The organism is Kitasatospora sp. NPDC008115, assembly GCF_042957205.1.
Taxonomy (GTDB): domain Bacteria; phylum Actinomycetota; class Actinomycetes; order Streptomycetales; family Streptomycetaceae; genus Kitasatospora.
Window position 1 is genome coordinate 116,769 of the sequence record NZ_JBIBHU010000010.1, and the last position, 21,244, is coordinate 138,012.

21 protein-coding genes are annotated in these 21,244 nt (G+C 73.7%); 13 read left to right on the plus strand and 8 right to left on the minus strand.

All coding sequences use genetic code 11. The annotated features are described in order from the left end of the window. Positions 1-56 precede the first annotated feature (56 nt). From ACFZBX_RS15090 to ACFZBX_RS15100, 3 genes are all read left to right on the plus strand, one after another. On the plus strand, positions 57-881 hold the full coding sequence (locus tag ACFZBX_RS15090) for a DsbA family protein (protein WP_391534196.1): 825 nt from the start codon (positions 57-59) through the stop codon (positions 879-881). Continuing rightward, entirely contained in the window at positions 878-1,492 is a 615-nt protein-coding gene (locus tag ACFZBX_RS15095; protein ID WP_391534197.1) for a vitamin K epoxide reductase family protein, read from the plus strand. The genes ACFZBX_RS15090 and ACFZBX_RS15095 overlap by 4 nt, the downstream gene beginning before the upstream one ends. A gap of 68 nt (positions 1,493-1,560) precedes the next feature. After that, positions 1,561-2,139 carry a dihydrofolate reductase family protein gene (locus tag ACFZBX_RS15100; RefSeq protein ID WP_391534198.1) on the plus strand — a complete coding sequence of 193 codons (579 nt, stop codon included), beginning with the start codon at positions 1,561-1,563 and terminating at the stop codon, positions 2,137-2,139. Here ACFZBX_RS15100 and ACFZBX_RS15105 read toward each other — a convergent pair. The 3 genes from ACFZBX_RS15105 to ACFZBX_RS15115 are packed head-to-tail and all read right to left on the minus strand — an operon-like array spanning position 2,103 to position 5,049. Continuing rightward, complete coding sequence (locus ACFZBX_RS15105) at positions 2,103-3,113, minus strand: adenosine deaminase (RefSeq protein ID WP_391534199.1); 1,011 nt, start codon at positions 3,111-3,113, stop codon at positions 2,103-2,105. The two genes, ACFZBX_RS15100 and ACFZBX_RS15105, sit on opposite strands and share 37 nt — an antisense overlap. Positions 3,114-3,157: 44 nt before the next feature. Continuing rightward, complete coding sequence (locus tag ACFZBX_RS15110; protein ID WP_391534200.1) at positions 3,158-4,438, minus strand: MFS transporter; 1,281 nt, start codon at positions 4,436-4,438, stop codon at positions 3,158-3,160. Beyond that, on the minus strand, positions 4,435-5,049 hold the full coding sequence (locus ACFZBX_RS15115; protein WP_391534201.1) for an ArsR/SmtB family transcription factor: 615 nt from the start codon (positions 5,047-5,049) through the stop codon (positions 4,435-4,437). Before ACFZBX_RS15115 ends, ACFZBX_RS15110 begins: the two co-directional genes overlap by 4 nt. A gap of 152 nt (positions 5,050-5,201) precedes the next feature. On the opposite strand from ACFZBX_RS15115, the gene ACFZBX_RS15120 reads away from it, so the two are divergent. The 5 genes from ACFZBX_RS15120 to ACFZBX_RS15140 all read left to right on the plus strand — a co-directional run bounded on the left by ACFZBX_RS15120 (position 5,202) and on the right by ACFZBX_RS15140 (position 11,525). Next, complete coding sequence (locus ACFZBX_RS15120; protein WP_380755607.1) at positions 5,202-5,483, plus strand: DUF6158 family protein; 282 nt, start codon at positions 5,202-5,204, stop codon at positions 5,481-5,483. A gap of 123 nt (positions 5,484-5,606) precedes the next feature. Further along, entirely contained in the window at positions 5,607-7,010 is a 1,404-nt protein-coding gene (locus ACFZBX_RS15125; protein WP_391534202.1) for an NADP-dependent succinic semialdehyde dehydrogenase, read from the plus strand. A gap of 518 nt (positions 7,011-7,528) precedes the next feature. Beyond that, the gene (locus tag ACFZBX_RS15130) at positions 7,529-7,984 is read left to right on the plus strand and encodes an RICIN domain-containing protein (protein ID WP_391534203.1); all 456 of its coding nucleotides are present in this window, start codon (positions 7,529-7,531) and stop codon (positions 7,982-7,984) included. A gap of 366 nt (positions 7,985-8,350) precedes the next feature. Next, complete coding sequence (locus tag ACFZBX_RS15135; protein WP_391534204.1) at positions 8,351-9,772, plus strand: DUF2079 domain-containing protein; 1,422 nt, start codon at positions 8,351-8,353, stop codon at positions 9,770-9,772. Positions 9,773-9,821: 49 nt separating this feature from the next. Beyond that, positions 9,822-11,525, plus strand: coding sequence for a DUF2079 domain-containing protein (locus ACFZBX_RS15140; protein WP_391534205.1), 1,704 nt, complete (start codon positions 9,822-9,824; stop codon positions 11,523-11,525). Positions 11,526-11,587: 62 nt separating this feature from the next. On the opposite strand, the gene ACFZBX_RS15145 is transcribed toward ACFZBX_RS15140, so the two are convergent. Together ACFZBX_RS15145 and ACFZBX_RS15150 are read right to left on the minus strand one after the other, a co-directional pair. Beyond that, positions 11,588-11,869, minus strand: a complete 282-nt coding sequence (locus tag ACFZBX_RS15145) for a hypothetical protein (protein ID WP_391534206.1) — start codon at positions 11,867-11,869, stop codon at positions 11,588-11,590. Positions 11,870-11,916: 47 nt separating this feature from the next. Continuing rightward, on the minus strand, positions 11,917-12,897 hold the full coding sequence (locus tag ACFZBX_RS15150) for a Ku protein (protein WP_391534207.1): 981 nt from the start codon (positions 12,895-12,897) through the stop codon (positions 11,917-11,919). A 194-nt stretch (positions 12,898-13,091) separates the two neighbouring features. Between ACFZBX_RS15150 and ACFZBX_RS15155 the strand changes: the two genes are divergently transcribed. After that, complete coding sequence (locus ACFZBX_RS15155) at positions 13,092-13,307, plus strand: hypothetical protein (protein ID WP_391534208.1); 216 nt, start codon at positions 13,092-13,094, stop codon at positions 13,305-13,307. A 37-nt stretch (positions 13,308-13,344) separates the two neighbouring features. Here the strand turns inward: ACFZBX_RS15155 and ACFZBX_RS15160 are convergent, their stop codons facing one another. Beyond that, entirely contained in the window at positions 13,345-14,640 is a 1,296-nt protein-coding gene (locus ACFZBX_RS15160) for a metallophosphoesterase (protein ID WP_391534302.1), read from the minus strand. 267 nt (positions 14,641-14,907) lie between these two features. Here ACFZBX_RS15160 and ACFZBX_RS15165 point away from each other — a divergent pair, with 267 nt between their 5' ends. The 3 genes from ACFZBX_RS15165 (at position 14,908) to ACFZBX_RS15175 (ending at position 18,707) form a co-directional block, all read left to right on the plus strand. Further along, positions 14,908-16,356 carry an amino acid permease gene (locus ACFZBX_RS15165; protein WP_391534209.1) on the plus strand — a complete coding sequence of 483 codons (1,449 nt, stop codon included), beginning with the start codon at positions 14,908-14,910 and terminating at the stop codon, positions 16,354-16,356. Positions 16,357-16,522: 166 nt separating this feature from the next. Beyond that, positions 16,523-17,416 carry an EI24 domain-containing protein gene (locus ACFZBX_RS15170; RefSeq protein WP_391534210.1) on the plus strand — a complete coding sequence of 298 codons (894 nt, stop codon included), beginning with the start codon at positions 16,523-16,525 and terminating at the stop codon, positions 17,414-17,416. 598 nt (positions 17,417-18,014) lie between these two features. Continuing rightward, positions 18,015-18,707, plus strand: coding sequence for a lytic transglycosylase domain-containing protein (locus ACFZBX_RS15175; RefSeq protein WP_391534211.1), 693 nt, complete (start codon positions 18,015-18,017; stop codon positions 18,705-18,707). A gap of 57 nt (positions 18,708-18,764) precedes the next feature. Here ACFZBX_RS15175 and ACFZBX_RS15180 read toward each other — a convergent pair whose 3' ends face one another. Continuing rightward, complete coding sequence (locus tag ACFZBX_RS15180; protein ID WP_391534212.1) at positions 18,765-19,157, minus strand: VOC family protein; 393 nt, start codon at positions 19,155-19,157, stop codon at positions 18,765-18,767. Between the two features lie 140 nt (positions 19,158-19,297). Between ACFZBX_RS15180 and ACFZBX_RS15185 the strand changes: the two genes are divergently transcribed. Continuing rightward, a complete protein-coding gene (locus ACFZBX_RS15185; protein ID WP_391534213.1) occupies positions 19,298-19,864 on the plus strand; it encodes a GNAT family N-acetyltransferase in 567 nt (188 codons plus the stop codon). A 7-nt stretch (positions 19,865-19,871) separates the two neighbouring features. Here the strand turns inward: ACFZBX_RS15185 and ACFZBX_RS15190 are convergent, their stop codons facing one another. After that, positions 19,872-21,113, minus strand: a complete 1,242-nt coding sequence (locus ACFZBX_RS15190; protein ID WP_391534214.1) for a threonine/serine exporter family protein — start codon at positions 21,111-21,113, stop codon at positions 19,872-19,874. Positions 21,114-21,244: the final 131 nt, after the last annotated feature.

The following is a 21,244-nucleotide window of genomic DNA, read 5'->3' on the forward strand; positions in this document are numbered from 1 at the left end:
GCCGTGCCGCCTCCGCGCCCGCACGCCGTTCCACGAGCACCAGGACGACCTCTCCCATGAGCACCTCCCCCAAGAAGTCCCCGAAGACCACCGCGGCCGCCGACCGCAAGGCCGCCCGCCGGGCCGCCACCGAGCGGATGCGCGAGGAGCGCGAGCGCGCCGACCGTTCCGCCCGGATCCGCCGCCGCGTCGTGGTCGGCGCCGCCTCCGCCGCCGTGCTCGCCCTGGTGGCGGGCGTGGCCTTCGCCGTCGGCGGCTCCTCCGGCTCCGACGACGCCGCGGCCTCCGGCCCGCTGGTGGTGCCGGCCAACGCGGGCGGCGCGGACGGCACCGTGATCACCTACGGCAAGGCCGACGCCCCGCACACACTGGAGGTCTACGAGGACTTCCGCTGCCCGTACTGCGAGCAGCTGGAGACCACCACGGGACCGGCGATCCAGCAGCTCGCCGACGCCGGCACCTACAAGATCGAGTACCGTCTGGCGACCTTCCTCGACCAAGGCCTCGGCGGAAAGGGCTCGCGCACCGCGCTGGCCGCCGCCGGAGCCGCGCTGAACGAGGGCGTGGACAAGTTCAAGCAGTTCCACGACGTGCTCTACGCCAACCAGCCGGACGAGCGCGAGGACGCCTTCGCCGACGTCAACCACCTGCTCGACCTGGCCGGCCAGGTGCCGGGCCTGAAGACCGACGGCTTCGTGAAGGCGGTCCAGGAGGGCACCTACCTGCCCTGGGCCAACCAGGTGAACAAGGCCTTCGACAAGAGCGGCGTCACCGGCACCCCGACCGTCCGCCTGGACGGCCAGAAGCTCGACGTCTTCGCGGGCGGGGCGCCCGCCTCGCCGGAGAAGTTCACCGCGATGGTCCAGCAGGTCACCGGATGACCGCCCCCGCCGCCCGCCGCACCTACGGCGCGAGCCGCCCGTTCGCCCTGCTGCTGGTGATCGGCGGCGCGCTGGGGCTGTTCGCCTCGGCGGTCCTCACGCTGGACAAGATCCGGCTGCTGAAGGACCCGTCGTACGTTCCCAACTGCAATATCAATCCGATCATCAGCTGCGGCTCGATCATGCGCAGCGACCAGGCCGAGGCCTTCGGCTTCCCCAACTCGCTGATCGGCCTCGCGGGCTTCGCGGTGGTGATCGCGATCGGCGCCGGGCTGCTGGCGGGCGCCGCGTACCGGCGCTGGTTCTGGCTTGGCCTCCAGGCCGGGACGGTGTTCGGGGTCGGCTTCGTGACCTGGCTGATGTACCAGGCGCTGTACCGGATCGGGGCGCTCTGCCCGTACTGCATGGTGGTCTGGGCGGCGATGATCCCGCTGTTCTGGTACACCACGCTGCACAACCTGCGTTCGGGTGTCATCCCGGTGCCGCGCGGCCTGCGCCCGGTGGTGCGGGAGGCGGCGCGCTACCACTGGGTGGTCCCGGCGCTCTGGTACGCGGTCGTCGTGCTGCTGATCCTCAAGCGATTCTGGTACTACTGGTCCACGCTGATCTGATCACCCGTCCGTCCCCGGGCCGCGCAGGTCCGGGGACGGACGCCCCCGCGATCCCGGGCGAGGCCGCGATGTCGAAGATCGTTCTTTTCATGTCCGTCTCGCTGGACGGCTACTTCGAAGGACCGGACCGGGACATCTCCTGGCACCGCGTCGACGAGGCCGTGCACGGCTACCTCAACGAGGAGCTGGGCCGGATGGGCGGCTTCGTCTCCGGCCGGATCACCCATGAGCTGATGGCCGACTACTGGCCCACCGCCGCCGACGACCCGGCCGCCCCCGCCACGATCGTCGAGTTCGCCCGGATCTGGCGGGAGATGCCGAAGACGGTCTTCTCCCGCACGCTGCGGGAGGCCGGCTGGAACACCACCGTGCTCCCCGAGGCCACCCCGGAGGCGGTCGCCGCGCTCAAGGCGGCCACCACCGGGGACCTCGCCCTCGGCGGCGCCGATCTGGCCGCCTCCCTGCGCGCCCACGGCCTGGTCGACGAGTACCACCTGCTGGTCAACCCCGTCCTGCTCGGGCGCGGCCGCCCGCTGTTCGCGGACGGCCGCCCCGAGGACCTGGAACTGCTGACCACCCGCGCCTTCGGCAACGGCGTGGTCCTGCTGCGCTACGCCCGGACGGCGGCCCCGGGCGCGAACTCGTAGGCGGCGACCTCGGCCAGCAGGGCGGCGCGGCGCTCCTCGGTCAGGAACGAGGCCCGGAAGGAGTTGGCGGCCAGCAGCCGCAGGGTCTCCTCGTCCAGTCCGAGCGCCTCGGCGAGGGCGTCGAAGTTGTCCCCGACGTAGCCGCCGAAGTAGGCCGGGTCGTCGGAGTTGACGGTGGCCAGCAGCCCGGCGTCCAGGATGGCGGGCAGCGGGTGGTCGGCGAGGGTGTCGACGCAGCGCAGCCGGACGTTGGAGAGCGGGCAGAGGGTGAGCGGGATCCGCTCCCGGACCAGCCGCTCGACCAGTGCCGGGTCCTCCAGGCAGCGCAGCCCGTGGTCGATCCGCTCGACGCCGAGCACGTCCAGCGCCTCGGTGATGTACGCGGCCGGGCCCTCCTCGCCGGCGTGGGCGACCCGGTGCAGGCCGGCCTCGGCGGCGCGCCGGTAGACCTCGCGGAACTTGGCCGGCGGGTGGCCGACCTCGGCGGAGTCCAGCCCGATGCCGGTGATCCGGCCGCCGAACCAGGGGCGGGCGGCCTCGAAGGTCTCCAGCGCGGACTCGGCGGACTCGTCGCGCAGGAAGCACATGATCAGCCGGGTGCTGATGCCGTGCCGCTCCTCGCTGCGGTCCAGCGCCCGCCCGAGGCCGTCCACCACCACGGCCAGCGGCACGCCGCGGGCGGTGTGCGCCTGCGGGTCGAAGAAGATCTCCGCGTGCCGCACCCCCTGGTCCGCCGCCCGGGCCAGATAGGCCTCGGCCAGCTCGGCGAAGTCCTCCTCGGTCCGCAGCACGGCCATCAGCGCGTAGTAGAGGTCGAGGAAGGACTGCAGGTCATCGAAGGCGTAGGCGCGCCGCAGCTCCTCGGTGTCCGCGTACGGCAGGGTGATGCCGTTGCGGGCGGCGAGCGCGAAGGCGAGTTCGGGCTCCAGGGTGCCTTCGATGTGCAGGTGCAGTTCGGCCTTGGGGAGGGGCATCGGTGCCTGTCCGGGGATAGCGGTGCGGATACGAAGTGGTCATCCTACGATTTCACCGGCTCCGACCACGCATCGGGCAGGTCACGCACCCGCCGGTACGGCGAGGCGATGAGCAGGCCGGCCGAGGCCACCAGCAGCGAGATCATGATCCACATCGTCGGCCGCAGACCGAGCACCTCCCCCAGCAGGCCGCCGAGCACCGCGCCGATCGGGTTGGTCGCCTGGTTGGCGGTCATCGAGGCGGACACCACCCGGTTGAGCAGCGCGGCCGGTACGTAGCGCTGCCGGAAACTGCCGAGCACGACGTTGGCCAGCACCACGCCGCCCACCATCACCACCAGCCCGGCCGCGTACAGCAGCAGGCCCGCGCCGGGCCGGGCGCTCGGCAGCAGCAGGCCGAAGGGGGTGACGCCGAGCAGGGCCAGCAGGACGCCGCGCGCGGTGCCGTAGCGCCGGGTGACCGGACGGGCGAGCGCCGCCCCGGCCACGCCGCCGAGCGCGCCGGCCGCGCCCAGCCAGCCGACCCCGGAGGGGGTCACCCCGAGTTCGTCGATCAGGAAGAGCACCGCCACCGCCTGGTAGCCGGCCAGCGCGAGGTTGGCGGCGGCCCCGTAGCGCAGCAGCGCGCCCAGGTACGGGTCGCGGCGGACGAAGGCCAGTCCCTCGCGGACCTGGCGGCCGAGCGGGGCCGGGTCGGGCGCCGGGGCGGTCGTCCGCCGGTCGCGGATCAGCAGCAGCGCGGCCACCGCGGCCAGGAAGCTCACCGCGTCGACCAGCAGCCCGGCGGCGGCGCCGAAGGCCTGCACGGTGAATCCGGCCACGCCGGGCCCGGCGACCTGGGCGGCCGAGGCGCCGCCCTGGAGCTTGGCGTTGCCCTCGGTGAGCTGCTCGGGGCGCAGCAGGTCCGGCAGGTAGGCCTGGTGGGCGGCGCCGAGGAAGACCGCGGCGGTGCCCGTGAGCAGGGCGACCAGCAGCAGGTGGGCGAAGGTCAGTGCGCCGCACCAGGCGGCCGCCGGCACCGAGGCGTACAGCACCACCGAGACGAGGTTGCCGTGGACCAGTACCGCGCGCCGGCCCCAGCGGTCGATCCAGACCCCGGCCGGCAGGCCGACCAGCAGCCAGGGCAGCCAGACGGCGGCGCTCAGCAGGCCGGCCGCGAGCGGTCCGGCGTCCAGGGTGACCACCGCGACCAGCGGCAGGACGACGGCGGTGACGGCGGAGCCCAGCCGGCTGATCGTCTGGCCGGCCCAGAACAGGCGGAAGTCGCGGTGGGCGAAGAGGCCGGCGGGTAACCGGGGCGTGTCCCGGAGTCCGGTGCCGGTCACGGCCGGGCCGGGACGCTGTGGGCGAAGGCGAACACGGACTCCCGTTCGCGGCCGTCCTCGGGCACCGGGCGCGCCGCCCAGCGGGCGAGCAGCCCGACCAGCTCCCCGGCCAGCTCGCGGGCCTCCGCCGGGGTGAGCCGCAGCCAGGTCTCGGTGGCCACGGCGCAGCCCTCCCGCCACGGTTCGGGGTAGTCGTGGCGGGCGGCGGACCAGCCGCGCACCAGGGCGGCCTGGCGCTCCAGCTGGAGCGATCCGGCGGCGTCGGCGACGGCCTCGGCGGCCGGGTCGGCGGCGAAGTCGGCGCGCCGCCAGCGCGGGGTGCCGGCGGTCGGGCGCCACCAGCGCTCGCGGCGGTCGCGGGCCAGCTCCGGCGCCTCCTCGACGAGGTCGGCGCCGGCCAGCGTCCTGAGGTGGTGGCTGATGCTGCCGACGGCCTGGCCGGTGCGCTCGGCGAGCAGGCCGACGGTGGCGGGGCCGTCCACCGCGAGCAGGTCCAGCAGGCGGCGCCGGACGGGGTGGGTGAGGGCGGCCAGGACGCGGGCGTCGGCGATCTGGCGGACGCCGTGCGCGTCGGGCCCGGTGGACTCGGGGGGTTCGGTGGGTCCGGTCATGCGGCGAGATTATCCACAAGAACTCTTGTGCAACAGTCCTTGTGGATAAGTTCCCGGCCGGCTCCCGCGAGCGTCGGCCAGGTGTACGGGAGGGGTCCGCGGGGCACCGGGTACTCGGGGGGTTTCCGGTTCCCGCCGAGGAGGGAGTGGCCATGCGGCACCCCGACGCCCCGCACACCAGGCCCGAGGGCATCTCCCCGCACGCCCTGGACAACGACACCCTGGTGCACGAGCTGGAGCAGCTGCACCGGACCAGGCACGAGACCTTCCTGTACGGCTCCGAGGAGGCGCTGAAGCGGCACACCCTGCGCACCGGGCAGCTGGAGGCGGAGTACCTGCACCGCTTCCCCAACCGCCTGGTCACCGCCGGCCGGACCAGGGCCGGCGCCCGTGCCCGCACCGCGGCGGCCCGGGCCGAGGCGCTGCCCGAGTAGGCCCGCTCCGGCGGATCACGCCCGGCGGGACACGCCGGGCGTGATCGGCGTGCCCCGGCGGGGTCGGTGGGCGAGGGTGGGAGGACCGACACCTCCACTCCGCGCAGCCCCGGGAGAGCCCCGATGCCCATCGCAAGCGTGAACCCCGCGACCGGCAAGACCCTGGAGACCTTCGAACCGCTGGACGCGGCCGGCCTGGAAGAGCGGCTGGCCCGCGCCGAGGCGGCCTTCCGGACCTACCGCACCACCTCCTACGCCCAGCGGGCCGGCCTGCTCCGCCGCGCCGCCGACCTGCTCGACCAGGAGCGCGAGACCGTCGCCCGGACGATGACCGAGGAGATGGGCAAGCCGCTCACCGCCGCCCGCGCCGAGGCGGCCAAGTGCGCCAAGGCGATGCGCTGGTACGCCGAGAACGCCGAGGCGCTGCTCGCCGACGAGCACCCCGAGCCGGCCGACGTGGCCGATTCCGGCGCCGCCCGCGCGTATGTGCGCTACCGGCCGATCGGCGTGGTCCTGGCGGTGATGCCGTGGAACTTCCCGTTCTGGCAGGTGGTGCGGTTCGCCGCGCCGGCGTTGATGGCCGGCAACGTCGGTCTGCTCAAGCACGCGTCCAACGTGCCGCGCACGGCGGTGGCGCTGGAGGAGCTGTTCCAGCGGGCCGGTTTCCCGGAGGGCTGCTTCCAGACCCTGCTGATCGGCTCGGGCGCTGTGGAGGGAGTGGTCCGCGACCCCCGGGTGGCCGCCGTGACGCTCACCGGCAGCGAGCCGGCCGGGCGGGCGGTCGCGGCCACGGCGGCCGACGTGGTGAAGAAGGCGGTCCTGGAGCTGGGCGGCAGCGACCCGTTCGTGGTCCTGCCGAGCGCGGACCTGGACGCCGCCGTCGCCACCGCCGTCACGGCGCGGGCGCAGAACAACGGGCAGTCCTGCATCGCCGCCAAGCGCTTCATCGTGCACACCGACGTCTACGACCGGTTCACCGAGGCGTTCACCGAGGCGATGCGGGCGCTGAAGGTCGGCGACCCGATGGACGAGGCCACCCAGGTCGGCCCGCTGGCCAGCCGGCAGGGGCGCGACGACCTGGCGGAGCTGGTCGACGACGCGCGGGAGCGCGGGGCGACGGTGGAGTGCGGCGGGCGCCGGCCCGGGGACCTGGAGGCGCAGGGCCTGGACGGCGGGTGGTTCTACGAGCCGACCGTACTGAGCGGCATCACCCCGGGGATGCGGATCCACCACGAGGAGACCTTCGGCCCGGTCGCCACCGTCTACCGGGCGGCCGACCTGGACGAGGCGGTCGCACTGGCCAACGACACCCCCTTCGGCCTCAGCTCCAACGTCTGGACGGAGGACCCGGCCGAGCAGGACCGATTCGTGCGGGACATCCAGGCGGGCGGGGTGTTCTTCAACGGGATGACGGCCTCGCACCCGGCCCTGCCGTTCGGCGGCGTCAAGCGCTCCGGCTTCGGCCGCGAACTGTCCGGCCACGGCATCCGGGAATTCTGCAACATCACCACGGTCTGGGTCGCCTAGGGCGCGTCTTGTGGATCTTGTCGGATCAGGCCGCGGCGTTGGGGTGCGTGCATCGCAAGGCGGAGGAGGGAGCCACTGCGGAGCATTGGCGACCGACGACAACGCGGCGAGGTGCGTGCCCCGGCGCCGCGGACCCGGCAAAGATCCGCAAGACACGCCCTAGTCCCGCTCCGCCGGATTGAACACGCCCTTCGCGCCCCCGGCCGGGGCCGTGCGCCCCGGCCGGATCCGGCCACATTTCCGGACAGTCGATTACTCCGAATGCGCACGTTCCCCGGCCCGCCGGTTCGGACGGATGCCATCACCCTTCACGGAGCCCGGACAGGCCCTCCACAAAACCCCTTCGTTGACAAACCGGCGCGAATTCCTCCGCTCATCTGCAGAAAAGCTGAGCTGTTTCATTCCCCGGTGGCCGAACCCAGATGCATCGCGCACAAAACAACCCCGTCCGAAGCGCGTTTCCGGCTACGTTCTACGACGGCCGGCCGGAGGGTCGGCCACCACGGGAAGGAAACGCGATGAAGCCCCTGAAGCGTGCTGCCGCCCTCGTCGCCTCGGCGGCCGTGCTGGCCGGCGGGATGACCGTCCTGGCCGCCGGCCCCGCGAGCGCCGCCACCGAGATCACCCTCCAGAACGTCGCCACCAGCCGCTACCTCGACAGCAACGGCAACGGCGACGTCTACACCCTTCCCGGCAACGGCGGCTCGTACCAGCGCTGGTACGCCACCGACCTGGGCGGCTCCACCTTCACCCTGAAGAACAAGGCCACCGGCTTCTGCCTGGACTCCAACGGCAACGGCGACGTCTACGCGATCAGCTGCAACGGCGGCAGCTACCAGAAGTGGGTCAAGCGGCGCGCCACCTACGGTTCCACCTACCAGAACGTGGCCACCGGCCTGTACCTCGACAGCAACGGCAACGGCGACGTCTACGCGCTGGGCGGCAACGGCGGCTCGTACCAGCAGTGGCGGTGACCACGCCCCGGTGACCGTTCGTCGTACCGTCGAATGGTTCCAACGAATCCGCTGATATGACTGTTCATCAACTCTGAATTATCCGTTCGGCGTTGATGATCCGCCCTTCCCGGAATCACATCGCCGGGAAGGGCTTTCCCGTGCTACGGTGCCCGCTCGGAGGCCCGAAAATACGGCGTCGTTCGCCAATTCGACCGAACTCCCGACCGCCCTTTCGAACAGCCGAACACATCGGCCGCGCCACCACTCGCATCGCACCCGGACCGACGGGGACGTCCAGTGACAATCAGCACGCCCACATCGGCACTCCATCGCAGGACGGAGGATGACGCGCCATCGGCGGCGTCGTCCCCCGCCCGCCGCCGGGTGCGGCTCGTCCCCTGGTCGGTCGCCCTGACCCTGTTCCTGGTCTACGCGTTCTTCACCGTCCGCCGCCACGAACTCCTGTTCACCAGCGGGTACGACCTCGGAATCTTCGAGCAGGGCGTGCGCGGCTACGCCGAGGGCCGCGGCCCGATCGTCGAACTCAAGGGCCCCGGCTTCAATCTGCTCGGCGACCACTTCTCCCCCGCCCTCGCCACCCTCGCGCCGCTCTACTGGATCTGGCCCTCGGCGAAGACGCTGCTGCTGGCCCAGTCCGCCCTGGTGGCCGTCGCCGCCGTGCCGCTCTGCCGCTGGGCGCTGCGCGCCGCCGGGCAGGCCACCGCGCTGGTCACCGGCCTCGGCTACGGGCTGTCCTGGGGGCTCGCCTCCGCGCTCGGCTTCGACTTCCACGAGATCACCTTCGCCGTACCGCTGATCGCCTTCTCGGTCTGCGCCCTCGGCGAGCGGCGCTGGACCGCCGCCGCCCTCTGGGCCGCGCCACTGGTACTGGTCAAGGAGGACCTCGGCATCACCGTGGCCGCCGTCGGCGGCTACGTCCTGTGGCGCGGCGACCGCCGGGTGGGCGCGGCCACCGTGCTGTTCGGCATCGGCGCCTCGCTGCTCGAACTCCTGGTGCTGCTCCCGGCGATGAGCCCCGGGGGCAGCTTCGCCTACTGGGACAACCTGAGCGGCGGCTCGGGCGGGCGGAACCTGCTCGCCCTGCCGCTCGACCTGGTCACCCCCGGCGAGAAGGTCGTCACCGTCCTGCTGCTGCTCGCGCCGACCGCGCTGCTGGCCGCCCGCTCGCCGCTGATGATCGTCGCCCTGCCCACCCTCGGCTGGCGGCTGCTCTCCAACAACCCGGCCTACTGGGGCACCAACTACCACTACAGCGCGGTGCTGATGCCGATCGTCTTCGCCGCCTTCGTGGACGTCCTGGTGAAGGCCCGGGCGCGGAGCGGCGCGCTGCCCCGGTGGACCGTCCGGGCCGCGCCGCCGGTCAGCGTGGCGGTCACCCTCGCGCTGCTGCCCGTGTTCGCCTTCGGCCAGTTGCTCACCGCCGACCTGTGGCGCACCCCGGCCCGGGTCGAGGCCGCCCGGTCGGTGCTGGCCACCGTCCCGGACCACGCCCGGGTCGCCGCCTCCAACCGGCTGGTGCCGCAGCTGACCAACCGCTGCGAGGTCATCGCGTTCGGCTGGCCGCAGCAGTGGTCGACCGCCGAGTGGATCGTGGTCGACGAGGAGCAGCCGATGGGCTGGCCGCTGTCGCCCGACAAGGAGCGGCAGGAGGTCGCCGCCGCCAGGAGCAGCGGCTACCAGCTGGTCCGCAGCGACCACGGGATCACGCTGCTGCGGCGCTCGGCCGACGCCGCCGCCGCGTCGGCGCCCGAGGCGACCGCGCCCGGCACACCCGCGGCCGGCTGACCGGCCCGCCTCCGAACCAGCCCTCGCCTCCGACCAGTTCAGGGATACCGTGCCAGTCGAAACCGGGCTCAGCCCGTCCACCCGCGCGAACCGGCCGCCGCTGCCGGGCGCCGCCCGCCCGTCCGCGTCCGGCGGCGCGGGCCCGCTCGCCGGACGCCGGACCGCCGTCCTCACCCTGCTCTGCTTCACGATCACGGCGGCCTGCGGGTTCCAGCAGTGGTCGGCGGTCCTGCTCGGCGGCTTCGACCTCGGCATCTTCCACCAGGGCGTGGCCGGGTACGCGCACCTGGGCCTGCCGGTCTCCCCGGTCAAGAGCTACCACCACGAGTTCCCGCCCGGCTTCTCACTGCTGGGCGACCACTTCTCGCCGGTCCTGGCCGCGCTCGCCCCGCTGTACTGGGTCTGGGAGGACCCGCGCGCGCTGATCCTCGGCCAGGCGCTGCTGCTGGCCGCCGGGGTGCCGCTGATCCGCCGGATCGCGGTGCACTGCTTCACCCGGCCGGACGACGGCACCGGTGACGCAGGCGGGTCCGCTCCGGCCGACGCGGCGCAGGCCCGGGCCGTCGGCCGGGCCGCCGACCTGGCCGGCCTGGTCTACGGCCTCGGCTGGCCACTGCTGGCCGCCGGGCGCGGCGGCTTCCACGAGGTCGCCTTCGCCGTCCCGCTGATCCTGCTGATGCTCGAACGCGGCCTCGCCCGCCGCTACGGCACCGCCGCCCTGGCCGCCGCCCTGCTCTGCGCCACCAAGGAGGACCTCGGCCTGCTGGTGGGCGTCCACGGCCTCGTCCTGCTCTGGCGCTGCCGCCCGTACGGCGAGGGCCGGGGCGAGCGGTCCGGGGACCGGCGCGGCCTCACCCACGGCGCCGCCCTGCTCGTCGGCGGCCCGCTGGCCTCGGCGCTCGCCATCGTCCTGCTGATCCCCGCGATGGGCGGGCAGCCGGACTACTACTGGGTGTACGGCCAGATCGGCCCGGACGCCGCGAGCGCGTTCACCAACCTGCTCACCGACCCGCTGCTGCTCGTCCGGGCCGCCACCGACGCCGCCGTCAAGCCGCTGCTGCTGCTCTGGCTGTTCGGCACCCTGCTGCTGCTGCCGCTGCGCTCCGCGACCACGCTCTGCCTGCTGCCGCTGCTCGCCGAGCGGGTGCTCTCCGACAACCCCAACCACTGGTCGATCGCCCACCACTACGACGCCCTCCTCTGGCCGGTGCTGCTCACCGCCGTCCTGGAGGTGCTCGGCCGGCTGCACCTCAGGGGCGGGACGCACCGGCGCGCCGCCCACGGCCTGGGCGCGACGGTGGTGGCGGGCTCACTGCTGTGCAGCCTGCTGCTGGGCGGGATCAGCCTGCTGACCCCGGCCTTCTGGCGACCGTCGGCGAGCAACGCCGCCCTGGTCCGCGGGGCCGGGCTGATCCCGGACGGCGCGCAGGTGGAGGCCGACAACCAGGTGGTGCCCCGGCTGGTCGGCCGCACCGACGTGGTTCTGGTGGACGCCACGCCGCGCGGGCGCGACTACGTCCTGATCCGCTCCGACACCCGGACCTTCCCGTTCCAGCGGGCGGAGGAGCAGGCCGAGCGGATCGGGCTGCTGCTCGCCCACGGCTACCGGCGGCTCTGGGCCGAGGACGGGGTGGTGCTGCTGCACCGCGAGGGCGAGGAGCCGGTGCCCGGCGCCCGGGTCCCCGACGACGACAGCACGCCGGTGAAGGAGATCGTCCCCACGGACGTCGGCCACAACCTGTTCAAGGGCTGAGGCCGCACCGTGTCCCCGGTCCGCGCGGACCGGGGACACGGGCAGGCCTGGCCGGGCCGGGGTCAGGTGGCCATCCGGTGGCGGGCCGGGAGCGACGTCCGCCAGCGGACGAACATGCCGGCCAGGGCCAGCAGGGTGGCGCCCCACACGACGCTGAAGACGATCAGCATCGGGAGCCAGGTCACCTGGGAGGCGACGGCGCCGAGGCCGAGCGAGAGGCCGACCATGAAGACGATGGCGGTCGGGGTGAGACTGCACAGCCAGTGCAGCGCCCGGTGCGCCCGGCTCGGGTGCTCCGGCGCGTCGGGGCCGGTGTCCAGGGCCTTGTAGGTGATGAGGTCCATCGGGAATCGCCTCCGGGGGTGTCGGGGGAGGTCACCAGGCAGGGAGGTCATGAGGCCTTCCGGGGAGTGGCGGACTTCCGGGTCGTGGTCTTCTTCGCTGCGGACTTGGTGGTCTTCCTGGCCGCCGCCGACGACGTCTTCTTCGCGGCGGCGCGCTTGCGCGGGGCCGGCTTCTCCTCGGCCTTCTCCTCGCTCCCCTCCCCGTCCCCTGCCTCCTCCCCGGCGGCCTCGGCCTCGGCGCGGCCCGGGTGGGCGTCCTTGGCCTGCCGCAGGCTGCTGCGCAGCGCCTCCATGAGGTCGATGACGTTGTCCGGCGCCGCCCCCGCCTCCTCCTCGTGCGGCACCTCGACGCCCTGCAGCCGCGCCTCGATCACCTGCTGGAGCGCCTGCTGGTAGTCGTCGTGCAGTTGGCCGAGGTCGAAGTCCTCGGAGAGCGTCTCCATCAGCGAGCGCGCCATCTTCAGCTCCTGCGGCCGCACGGTCACGCTCTCCTCCGGCGCGATGCCGGCCGCCGGACGGACCTCGTCGGGCCAGATGCAGGTCTGGAGCACCAGCGTGCCGTCGTGCACCCGCAGCACCGCCGGGGACTCCCGGGTGCGCAGCGCGATCTTGGTGACGGCGATCTGCCCGGACTCCACCAGCGCGTCGCGCAGCAGCGCGTAGGGCTTGGCGGCGGCCTTGTCGGCGACGCCGACGTAGTAGGCCTTGGAGAACATCAGCGGGTCGATCTCGCCCTCGTCGACGAAGGCCAGCACGTCGATGATCTTCTTGCTGGGCAGCGGGAGGTCGGCGAGGTCCTCGTCCGTGAGGGTGACGGTGCGGCCGTCCGGGGACTCGTAGCCCTTGGCGATCTCCGCGTACGGGACCTCCTTCTCCTCCCGCTCGCAGTACCGCTTCATGCGCACCCGGCCACCGTCCCTGGCGTGCACCTGGTGCAGGGGGACGTCGTGCTCCTTGGTGGCGGAGTAGAGGTGGACGGGGATGGAGACCAGGCCGAAGCTGATCGTCCCCTTCCAGGTGGTCTGCATGGGGTCGCTCCTTCCCGGAGCCGTCCCGGTGGTTCGCGCGGGGCCGGGGCAGCCCGGCCCCGGGGGTTCCACTCTGCCCGGATTTGCCCCGTTCGGCCACAGGATGCCGCCGGACCGGCGGACAATGGACAGGCAGGACAAGCAGGACAAGCGGGACGACCGGACGAGCGGGGCATCGGGACGGAGGTGGGCGCGTGGGGCGGAGCACCGGGCCGGCCCCGCCGCCGGCCGCGACCACGTACCGGGTGCGGTACGCGCTGGCCGGCGAGGCGGGGGTGCGGCACGCCGAGGTGACCGTGCTGCCGGGCTACTCCCAGGAGGGCGACATCCCGGCGATCCTGGCCGCCCGGCTCACCGGGCGGCCGGCGGACGCGCGGCGGATCGTGCTGCTGGACGTGACCGAGACCTGAGCACCCGGGACCGGCCCACGAACGGCCCGGAACCGGCTCAGGCCTGGAGCGAGGCCAGCGTGACGATGGTGATGTCGGACGGCGCGCCGACCCGGACCGGCGGCCCCCAGGCCCCGGCGCCGCGCGTCACGTACAGCTGGGTGTCGCCGTAGCGCTCCAGCCCGGCGACCGTGGGGTTGGCCAGCTCGGCGATGAAGTTGCCAGGCCAGAGCTGCCCGCCGTGGGTGTGGCCGGAGAGCTGGAGGTCGACGCCGTGCCGGACCGCGTCGTGGATGGTGACCGGCTGGTGCGAGAGCAGGACGGCGGTGCGGGCCGGGTCGCGGTCGCCGAGCGCCCTGCCGAAGTCGGGGCCGTCGCCCTTCCGCTCCCCGGCGACGTCGTTGATCCCGGCCAGGTCGAAGCCGCCGAGCTCCACCCGGGCGTTCTGCAGGGGGTGGACGCCCAGCTCGCGGACGAAGTCCACCCAGGGCTCCGCACCGGAGAAGTACTCGTGGTTGCCGGTGACGAAGAACGCCCCGTCGCGGGCCCGCAGCTGCGCCAACGGCTCCGCGTCGCGGCCGAGTTCGGGCACCGAGCCGTCGACCAGGTCGCCGACGATGGTGATCAGGTCCGGCTTGGCCCCGTTGATGGTGTCCACGATCCGCTGGGTGTGGGCGCGGCCGAGGATCGGGCCGAGGTGGATGTCGCTGACCACGGCTATCCGGTACCCGTGGGCGCGGGCCGGCAGCTTGGCGAGCGGGACGGTGACCTGCTTGAGCTTCGGCCCGCGCAGCACCCCGTAGGCGCCGTTGCCGACCACGGCCGCCGCCGCACCGGAGGCTCCGATCGCGACCGCCCGGGCGACGAACAGCCGCCGCTCCGGCGAGGGCGCGGTCAGGGAGGACGCGGTCCGGGAGGGCGCGGCCTCGGGGGCCGGGGAGGGCGCTGCGGCCCCGGCCGACGGAGCGTCAGCCTCCTTGGCCGCAGCCCCCTGCGGGACCGCCACGGCCTGCGGGACCGCCGCGGCCGGTTCGGCGCGCCGGGCCGGCAGGCGCAGCAGCAGCGGCCGCAGCAGCTCGCCGACGCCGAGCGCCAGCATCAGGTACAGCAGTACCGCCAGCCACAGGAAGCCCGGCCAGGCGAAGAAGCGCTGGACCGACATCGGGAACGCCCGGTTGCCGATCAGCGCGCCGACCGAGAAGACCGGGAGGACGACGGCGAGCACCGTACCTGCCCGGCGCCAGAGGCCGCCGGGCGCCGATACGTCGCGCACCAGCCGGCGCCAGAGGTACCAGTGGACGAGGGTCAGCAGGGCGAGGACGAGAAGGGCGCCGAGCACCACGAGCACGATCATCACGCGGCCAGTATGGACGGCCGCCTGACAAACCCCGCCGGAGGGGCCCAACTTGCTGTCGCTGCGTCAGATTTGAGCTTTCCGCGAGGTCTTTTCACCTGCACTGACCAGGCCTTTTGTGTCCGCTCAACGAACAATTGCCGGCGCCTTGTTCCGATAGCCGGAGGTAGCGGCTAGGTTGCACCGCAATGCGCGGATCCGTCCCCCACCCTCCGGCGTTCGAGTCGAGGGTCAGGCCGCGCTGGAAAGGCACAGGGCACCCTCACGATGCGTGCGGACACCACCACCCAGGCCGGATCCCCGCCGGCCGGCTCCTCCGCGATCTCCCACGGACACGGCCCCGGCGGCGACGGCCACCTCAAGGCCGGGCTCAAGAACCGCCACCTGTCGATGATCGCCATCGGCGGCGTGATCGGCGCGGGCCTGTTCGTCGGCTCCGGTGCGGGCATCGCCGCCACCGGCCCCGGCATCCTGCTCTCCTACGCGCTGGCCGGTGTGCTGGTCGTGCTGGTCATGCGGATGCTCGGCGAGATGGCCGCGGCCGACCCGCAGAGCGGCTCCTTCTCGGCGTACGCCGACCGGGCTCTCGGCCGCTGGGCCGGGTTCACCATCGGCTGGCTGTACTGGTTCTTCTGGGTGGTGGTGCTGGCCGTCGAGGCCACCGCCGGCGCGAAGATCCTCAACAGCTGGATGCCGGGCGTTCCGCAGTGGGGCTTCGCCCTGATCGTGATGGCGGTGCTGACCGCCACCAACCTGGGCTCGGTCGCCTCCTACGGTGAGTTCGAGTTCTGGTTCGCCGGGATCAAGGTGGTCGCGATCGCCGCCTTCCTGGTGGTCGGCACGCTGGCCGTGTTCGGCCTGCTGCCGGGCACCGACGCGGTCGGCACCGCGAACCTGACCGGCCACGGCGGCTTCCTGCCGCACGGGGTGGGAGCGGTGTTCACCGGCATGCTCACCGTCGTCTTCGCCTTCATGGGCAGCGAGATCGTCACCCTGGCGGCCGGCGAGTCCGAGGACCCGGAGAAGGCGGTCAGCAAGGCGACCAACAGCGTCATCTGGCGGATCGGGATCTTCTACCTCGGCTCCATCCTGCTCGTGGTGACCCTGCTGCCGTGGGACTCCGCCGCCGTCAAGGGCAGCCCGTACGTCGCGGTGCTGGAGCACGTGGGCATCCCGGGCGCCGGCCGGGTGATGGACGTGATCGTGCTGACGGCCGTGCTGTCCTGCCTCAACTCGGGCATGTACACCGCCTCGCGGATGGCCTTCTCGCTCGGCCGGCGCGGCGACGCGCCGAAGGCCTTCGCCACGGTGACCAAGCGCGGCGTGCCGCGGGTGGCGATCCTCTCCTCGGTGGTGTTCGGCTTCGTGGCGGTGTTCTTCAACTACACCTCGCCCGACACCGTCTTCGCCTTCCTGCTGAACTCGTCCGGCGCGGTGGCGCTCTTCGTGTGGCTCGTGATCTGCTTCTCCCAGCTTCGGATGCGCCGGATCATCGAGCGCGAGTGCCCGGAGCGGCTGACCGTGCGGATGTGGCTGTACCCGTACCTCACCTGGGCCGCGATCGGCATGATCGGGTTCGTGGTGGCGTACATGTTCACCGACGCCGACGGTCGGAAGCAGATGTACCTGTCGCTGGTCGCCGCGGCCATCGTGCTGGCGGCGTCGGCCGTGGTGGGCCGTCGGCGGCGGGCCGCGGAGGTGGCTCCGGCATCCTGAGCCGGCGCGCAGTACCGCCCGCGGACACCGGGCCCGGGAGCCGTTGCGGAGGCTCCCGGGCCCGGCGCCGTTTCCGGTGCCGCTCGTCCGGTGCCGCTCTTCCGGTGCCGTTCCGTGACGGGGCGGACATGACCCGGCGACGTCCCGGCCCCTACCCTTTTCCCTCATGCGAGATCTTGCAGCGGGGATGGGGTACCTGGCCAAGGGCCAGAAGTGGGTGGGGCGGCACGGCCGCTGGTGGGCGTTCGGGATGATCCCGGCGCTGATCACACTCGCCGGCTACGCGGTGGCGCTGTTCTTCCTCGGCGGCTGGGCCGGGGACGTCGCCGAGTGGGCCACCCCGTTCGCCGACTCCTGGTCCTCTCTCTGGCAGGACCTGCTGCGCACCACGCTCGCCGCGGTGGTCTTCGTCGGCGGGCTGCTGCTGTCGGTTCTCACCTTCACGGCGGTCACGCTGCTGGTCGGCCAGCCGTTCTACGAGGAGCTGTGCGAGAAGGTCGACGAGACCGAGGGCGGCGCGCCGACCCCGCCGGAGGTCCCGCTCTGGCGGGAGCTGGTGGTGGCGGCCCGGGACAGCCTGTTCGTCCTGGTGCGGGCCGGCGGCTTCGGCGTGCTGCTGTTCGCGGCCGGGTTCATCCCGGTGATCGGGCAGACCGTGGTGCCGGTGCTGGGCTTCCTGGTCTCCGGCTTCTTCCTCACCCTGGAGCTGACCTCGGTCGGCCTGCAGCGGCGCGGGGTGCCGCAGCGCGAGCGGCTGCGGCTGCTGCGCGGGCGGATGGGGCTGGCCCTCGGGTTCGGCGTGCCGCTGGTGCTGGGGTTCCTGGTACCGCTGGTGACCGTGGTCGCCATGCCGGGCGCGGTGGCCGGTGCCACCCTGCTGGCCCGCGACCTGGTACCGGTGGAGGAGGAGCCGCCGTCCTCGGAGGCGGAGGACGACGAGGAGCCGGACGCGCCGGCCGTGCCCGACCTGCCGGACCACGGCACCCAGCGGCCCGTGGACGGCAACCCGTACTCCGCCGCTCCGCGACCGCTGGAGCAGAACCCGTACCGGAGCGTGTGAGCACCCGGTCACCCAGCGTCCGGCCCGGCGTCACCCGTCTGTGAGGCCTCCCACACGCGCCGAGCGGTCTACTGCCGCCGATAGTGGTCGGACGCCGGGCGGCGCCCCGCCGGACATCCGCGGAGGGCGGCGGCATGGACGGCCCGGCCGCGCAGGGCCGGAAGAACGCAGGCGCCAGGCCGGTTCGCGCCGTTCGTTCAACGACGACGCCCGCGTTCCATCCATCGATTCATAAAAACGGACAAATCACCACTAAGCGCCCGGCGTCGGCCGGGCGCTTCGTCGTTGCGGCCGCCCGCTCCACTACCGCCCGTCGTAGCAGTCGGCTTTGCCGCCCGTACCGGGCTCTGCCAAGAATGGCCCGTCGCCAGGCAGCGCGGCCGGTCCCCCCGCCGCGCATCCCGTCCCGCCCCGTCCCGCCGTACGCAGCGCCGTAGGCACCGGGGTACGCACCACGGCCGTCCCGTACGCCACCGCGGGCCCCTCCCCCGAGCGGTCCCCGCGCGATGCCCGGCGCCCGTGCCCGCCGCCCCGCCCGGGGCCGGCACGCCCGGACGGCCACCTGACGGCACCCCGACGGAAAAGGATCGCCCGCTCCATGCAGCTCAGCCATGCCCGCCGCAACTCGCTGATCACCGGCATCGCCACCCTGGTGGTGGCGGGCGCGGCCACCGCCGCCCTCGCCATCCCGGACAGCGGGACCGCCGTCGCCGAGGCCCCCGCGGCCGCGGTGGTCGGCACCACCGGCGACACCTCGGCGGACGCGCAGGCCGCGGCGCAGGCGCAGGCCCAGGCGGACGCCCAGGCCGCCGCCGCCGCTGCCGCGCAGGCCCAGGCCGAGGCGGACGCCGCCGCACAGGCCCAGGCCGCCGCCCAGGCACAGGCACAGGCCGAGGCCGAGGCGAAGGCCCGGGCGGAAGCGGAGGCGAAGGCCAAGGCCGACGCCGCGGCCGCCGCCTCCCGCTCGCAGGAGCGCTCGGCGCTGAACAGCAAGCCGGCCTACTCCGGCAGCCCGCGCCAGATCGCCGCCCAGATCGTCCCGGCCGGCCAGCTCCAGTGCTTCAACAACATCGTGTCCCGCGAGAGCAGCTGGAACGTGACCGCCACCAACCCCTCCTCCGGCGCCTACGGCCTGGTCCAGGCGCTGCCCGGCTCCAAGATGGCCTCGGCCGGCGCCGACTGGCGCACCAACCCGGTCACCCAGATCAAGTGGGGCCTGAACTACATGAACTCCCGCTACGGCAGCCCGTGCGGCGCCTGGGCGTTCTGGCAGTCCCACCACTGGTACTGAGCCGACCCCTCCGCCTCCGAGCCCGCGGACCCTCCGCCCGCGGGCTCGCGGCGTTCCTCAATCGCGCCCGGCCCCGGCGAGCACGTCGAGGAAGTGCGGGTTGAACATCACGCCGAGGACGTTGCCGAACGGGTCGCGCACCGCGCCCGCCCGGAACGGCCCGTAGTCGCGCAGCGGCTCGTGCGGCGCCGCGCCCAGCTCCAGCAGCCGCGCCATGACCGCGTCGACGTCGTCCACGTGCCAGTACGCCACGACGCCGGCCGGGGCGGACGGCGTGCGGGAGATGCCCAGCTCCTGGCTGTGGTCGCCGAGCCGGAACTCCACGTAGTCGGGCCGCTCGAAGTAGGGCTCGACGCCCAGCACCTCGGTGTACCAGGCGCGGGCGGCTTCGAGCTCCTCGGCGTGGTAGCGGACGGTGGCCAGGCCCCGGAAATTCGTCGTCTTCGTCATACGGGCAGTGTGCCCATCATCTAGGACGGATCCTGTCCGCGACTCCCGGCGGCCCCTCGGGAAGCCGTGTGCGGTTTCGGGTCCGAGCTGGCCGAAATCCCGGTGGTCCCGGGCCTGTCCGGGGCGCGAGAGTGGGACCCATGGATCAAGTGAGGCTCTCCGACGGGGTCGTCACGCTCACACCGTTCCGGGCGGCGGACATCGACGCGCACCTGGCCGGCGAGGACGAGCTGCTGGTGCGGTGGCTGAACGGCGGACCGAGCACCCGGGCCGGCACGGAGGAGTACGTACAGCGGTGCACCGCGCAGTGGGTGTACCGGGGGCCGGCCCGGGTGTTCGGGATCCGCACCGGGCCGGAGCCGGTGCTGGCCGGCACCATCGACCTGCGGTTCGCGATGCCGTGCCTGGCCCCCGGACAGGTCAACATCGCGTACGGCCTCTACCCCGCCTGGCGCGGGCGGGGCCTGGTGACCCGGGCGGTGCACCTGGTGTGCGGGTACGCGGCGCGGGAGGGCGCGAGCGAGGGCGTGATCAGGGTCGACCCGGAGAACCACGCCTCGGCGGCCGTGGCCCGGCGGGCCGGCTTCCGGTACTCCGGGCGGGTGGCGGAGCCGACTGGGCCGCCGCTCGACCGGTACGTGCGCGAGCTGGCCGTCGGTGACGGCCCGGCCAGGGCCCGGACGGCGGCGGTCGTCGGCGTGCGCTGAACGGCCGTCAGGGGCGGCGGCTGCGCACCGCTGCCACCACCTCGCCCGTCAGCAGCCCGATGGCGATCGCCGTCACCAGGGTCACCAGCTCCACCAGGTCCCGAAACCCCCCGATCGGGTGACCGCCGGCCAGGTCGGTCAGGCCGCGCAGGCCGAGCGAGCCGACGGTCAGGGTGAAGAACCCGGGCAGCAGCAGGATCAGCCGCGGCGGCGCGCCCGGGCGGGCGGCGAGCCGGGTCGCGACGGCGCTGAGGACGACGGCGGCGGCGAAGGTCCCGGCCACCTCGCCGGCCAGCCAGGTGGCCAGGGTCTGCGCCGCCACCGTCAGGTAGACCAGGAGCAGCAGCACCGGCCCGAGCCTGGCGGGGATCGCGAAGGCCAACACGGTGCCCGCGGTGAAGACGATCCACGCGGTGAACAGCGCCCAGCGCGGCAGGTCCCGGGCGGCCGCCACGTCGAACAGCGCGTGCCGGTCACGGCCGGTGACGGCCAGTCCGATCAGCACCCCGACGTACAGCTGGAGCAGCAGGAACACCGCGTAGACCAGCCGCACCGCGCCCGGCGTGAGGTGGCCGGCGGCGAGTTCGGCGGTGGCGGCGCTCAGGTAGTCGCCGGGGACGAAGTAGAACAGCGCGGGCAGCATGATCAGCACCGGTCCGCCGTGCGCCGGGGTGCGGGCGAACACCAGCAGCGCGATCACCGAGACCACGACGGCCGCCGCCAGCGGCAGCACCGGGTTCAGCCGGGGCCAGTGGCCCGCCGCCAGCGCCAGGGCCGCGCCGGCCGAGGCGAGCACGGCGGTGGAGCCGACCTCCCACCAGGTGGGCTGCATCAGCGGGGCGAAGCCGAGCGAGAACAGCACGATCCCGAGCGCCTTCGCCCACCAGGGGTACGGCGGCGGGGTGGTGTCGAGGGCGGCGAGCCGTCCGGCCGCGGCGGCCAGGGTGAGCCGTCCCGCCTCCAGGTCGGCGAGCAGGGCGCGGACGGCGGCCACCTGGTCGAGGCGGAACACCTCGGGGAACGCCCGGACCGTCACCGTGCCGGTCCCGCCGCCGGAGGTCACGTCGAGCACCGCGCCCTCCGGGACGACCAGCAGCCGCGCCGAGCCGCCGAGCGCCCGGGCCGCCCCGGCCACCGCCGGTTCCAGCTCCTGGACGCCCTCGCCGCTGTTGCGCAGCAGCACGGTGGTCAGCCGGGCCAGGAAGGCGGTGAGTTCGCCGACCCGGGGTGGCCGCGCCAGCTGCTCCAATGCCCGCCTCCGTCCGCGTCCCACCGTGGTGACGCCTCCAGCCTGCCCGCCGGCCGGGAACGGCGCGCGTCGGGCGCGGACCGGCGTCATGGCCGGCAGCCGGCGGGCGGCGTCGTGCGCGTGCCCGCATT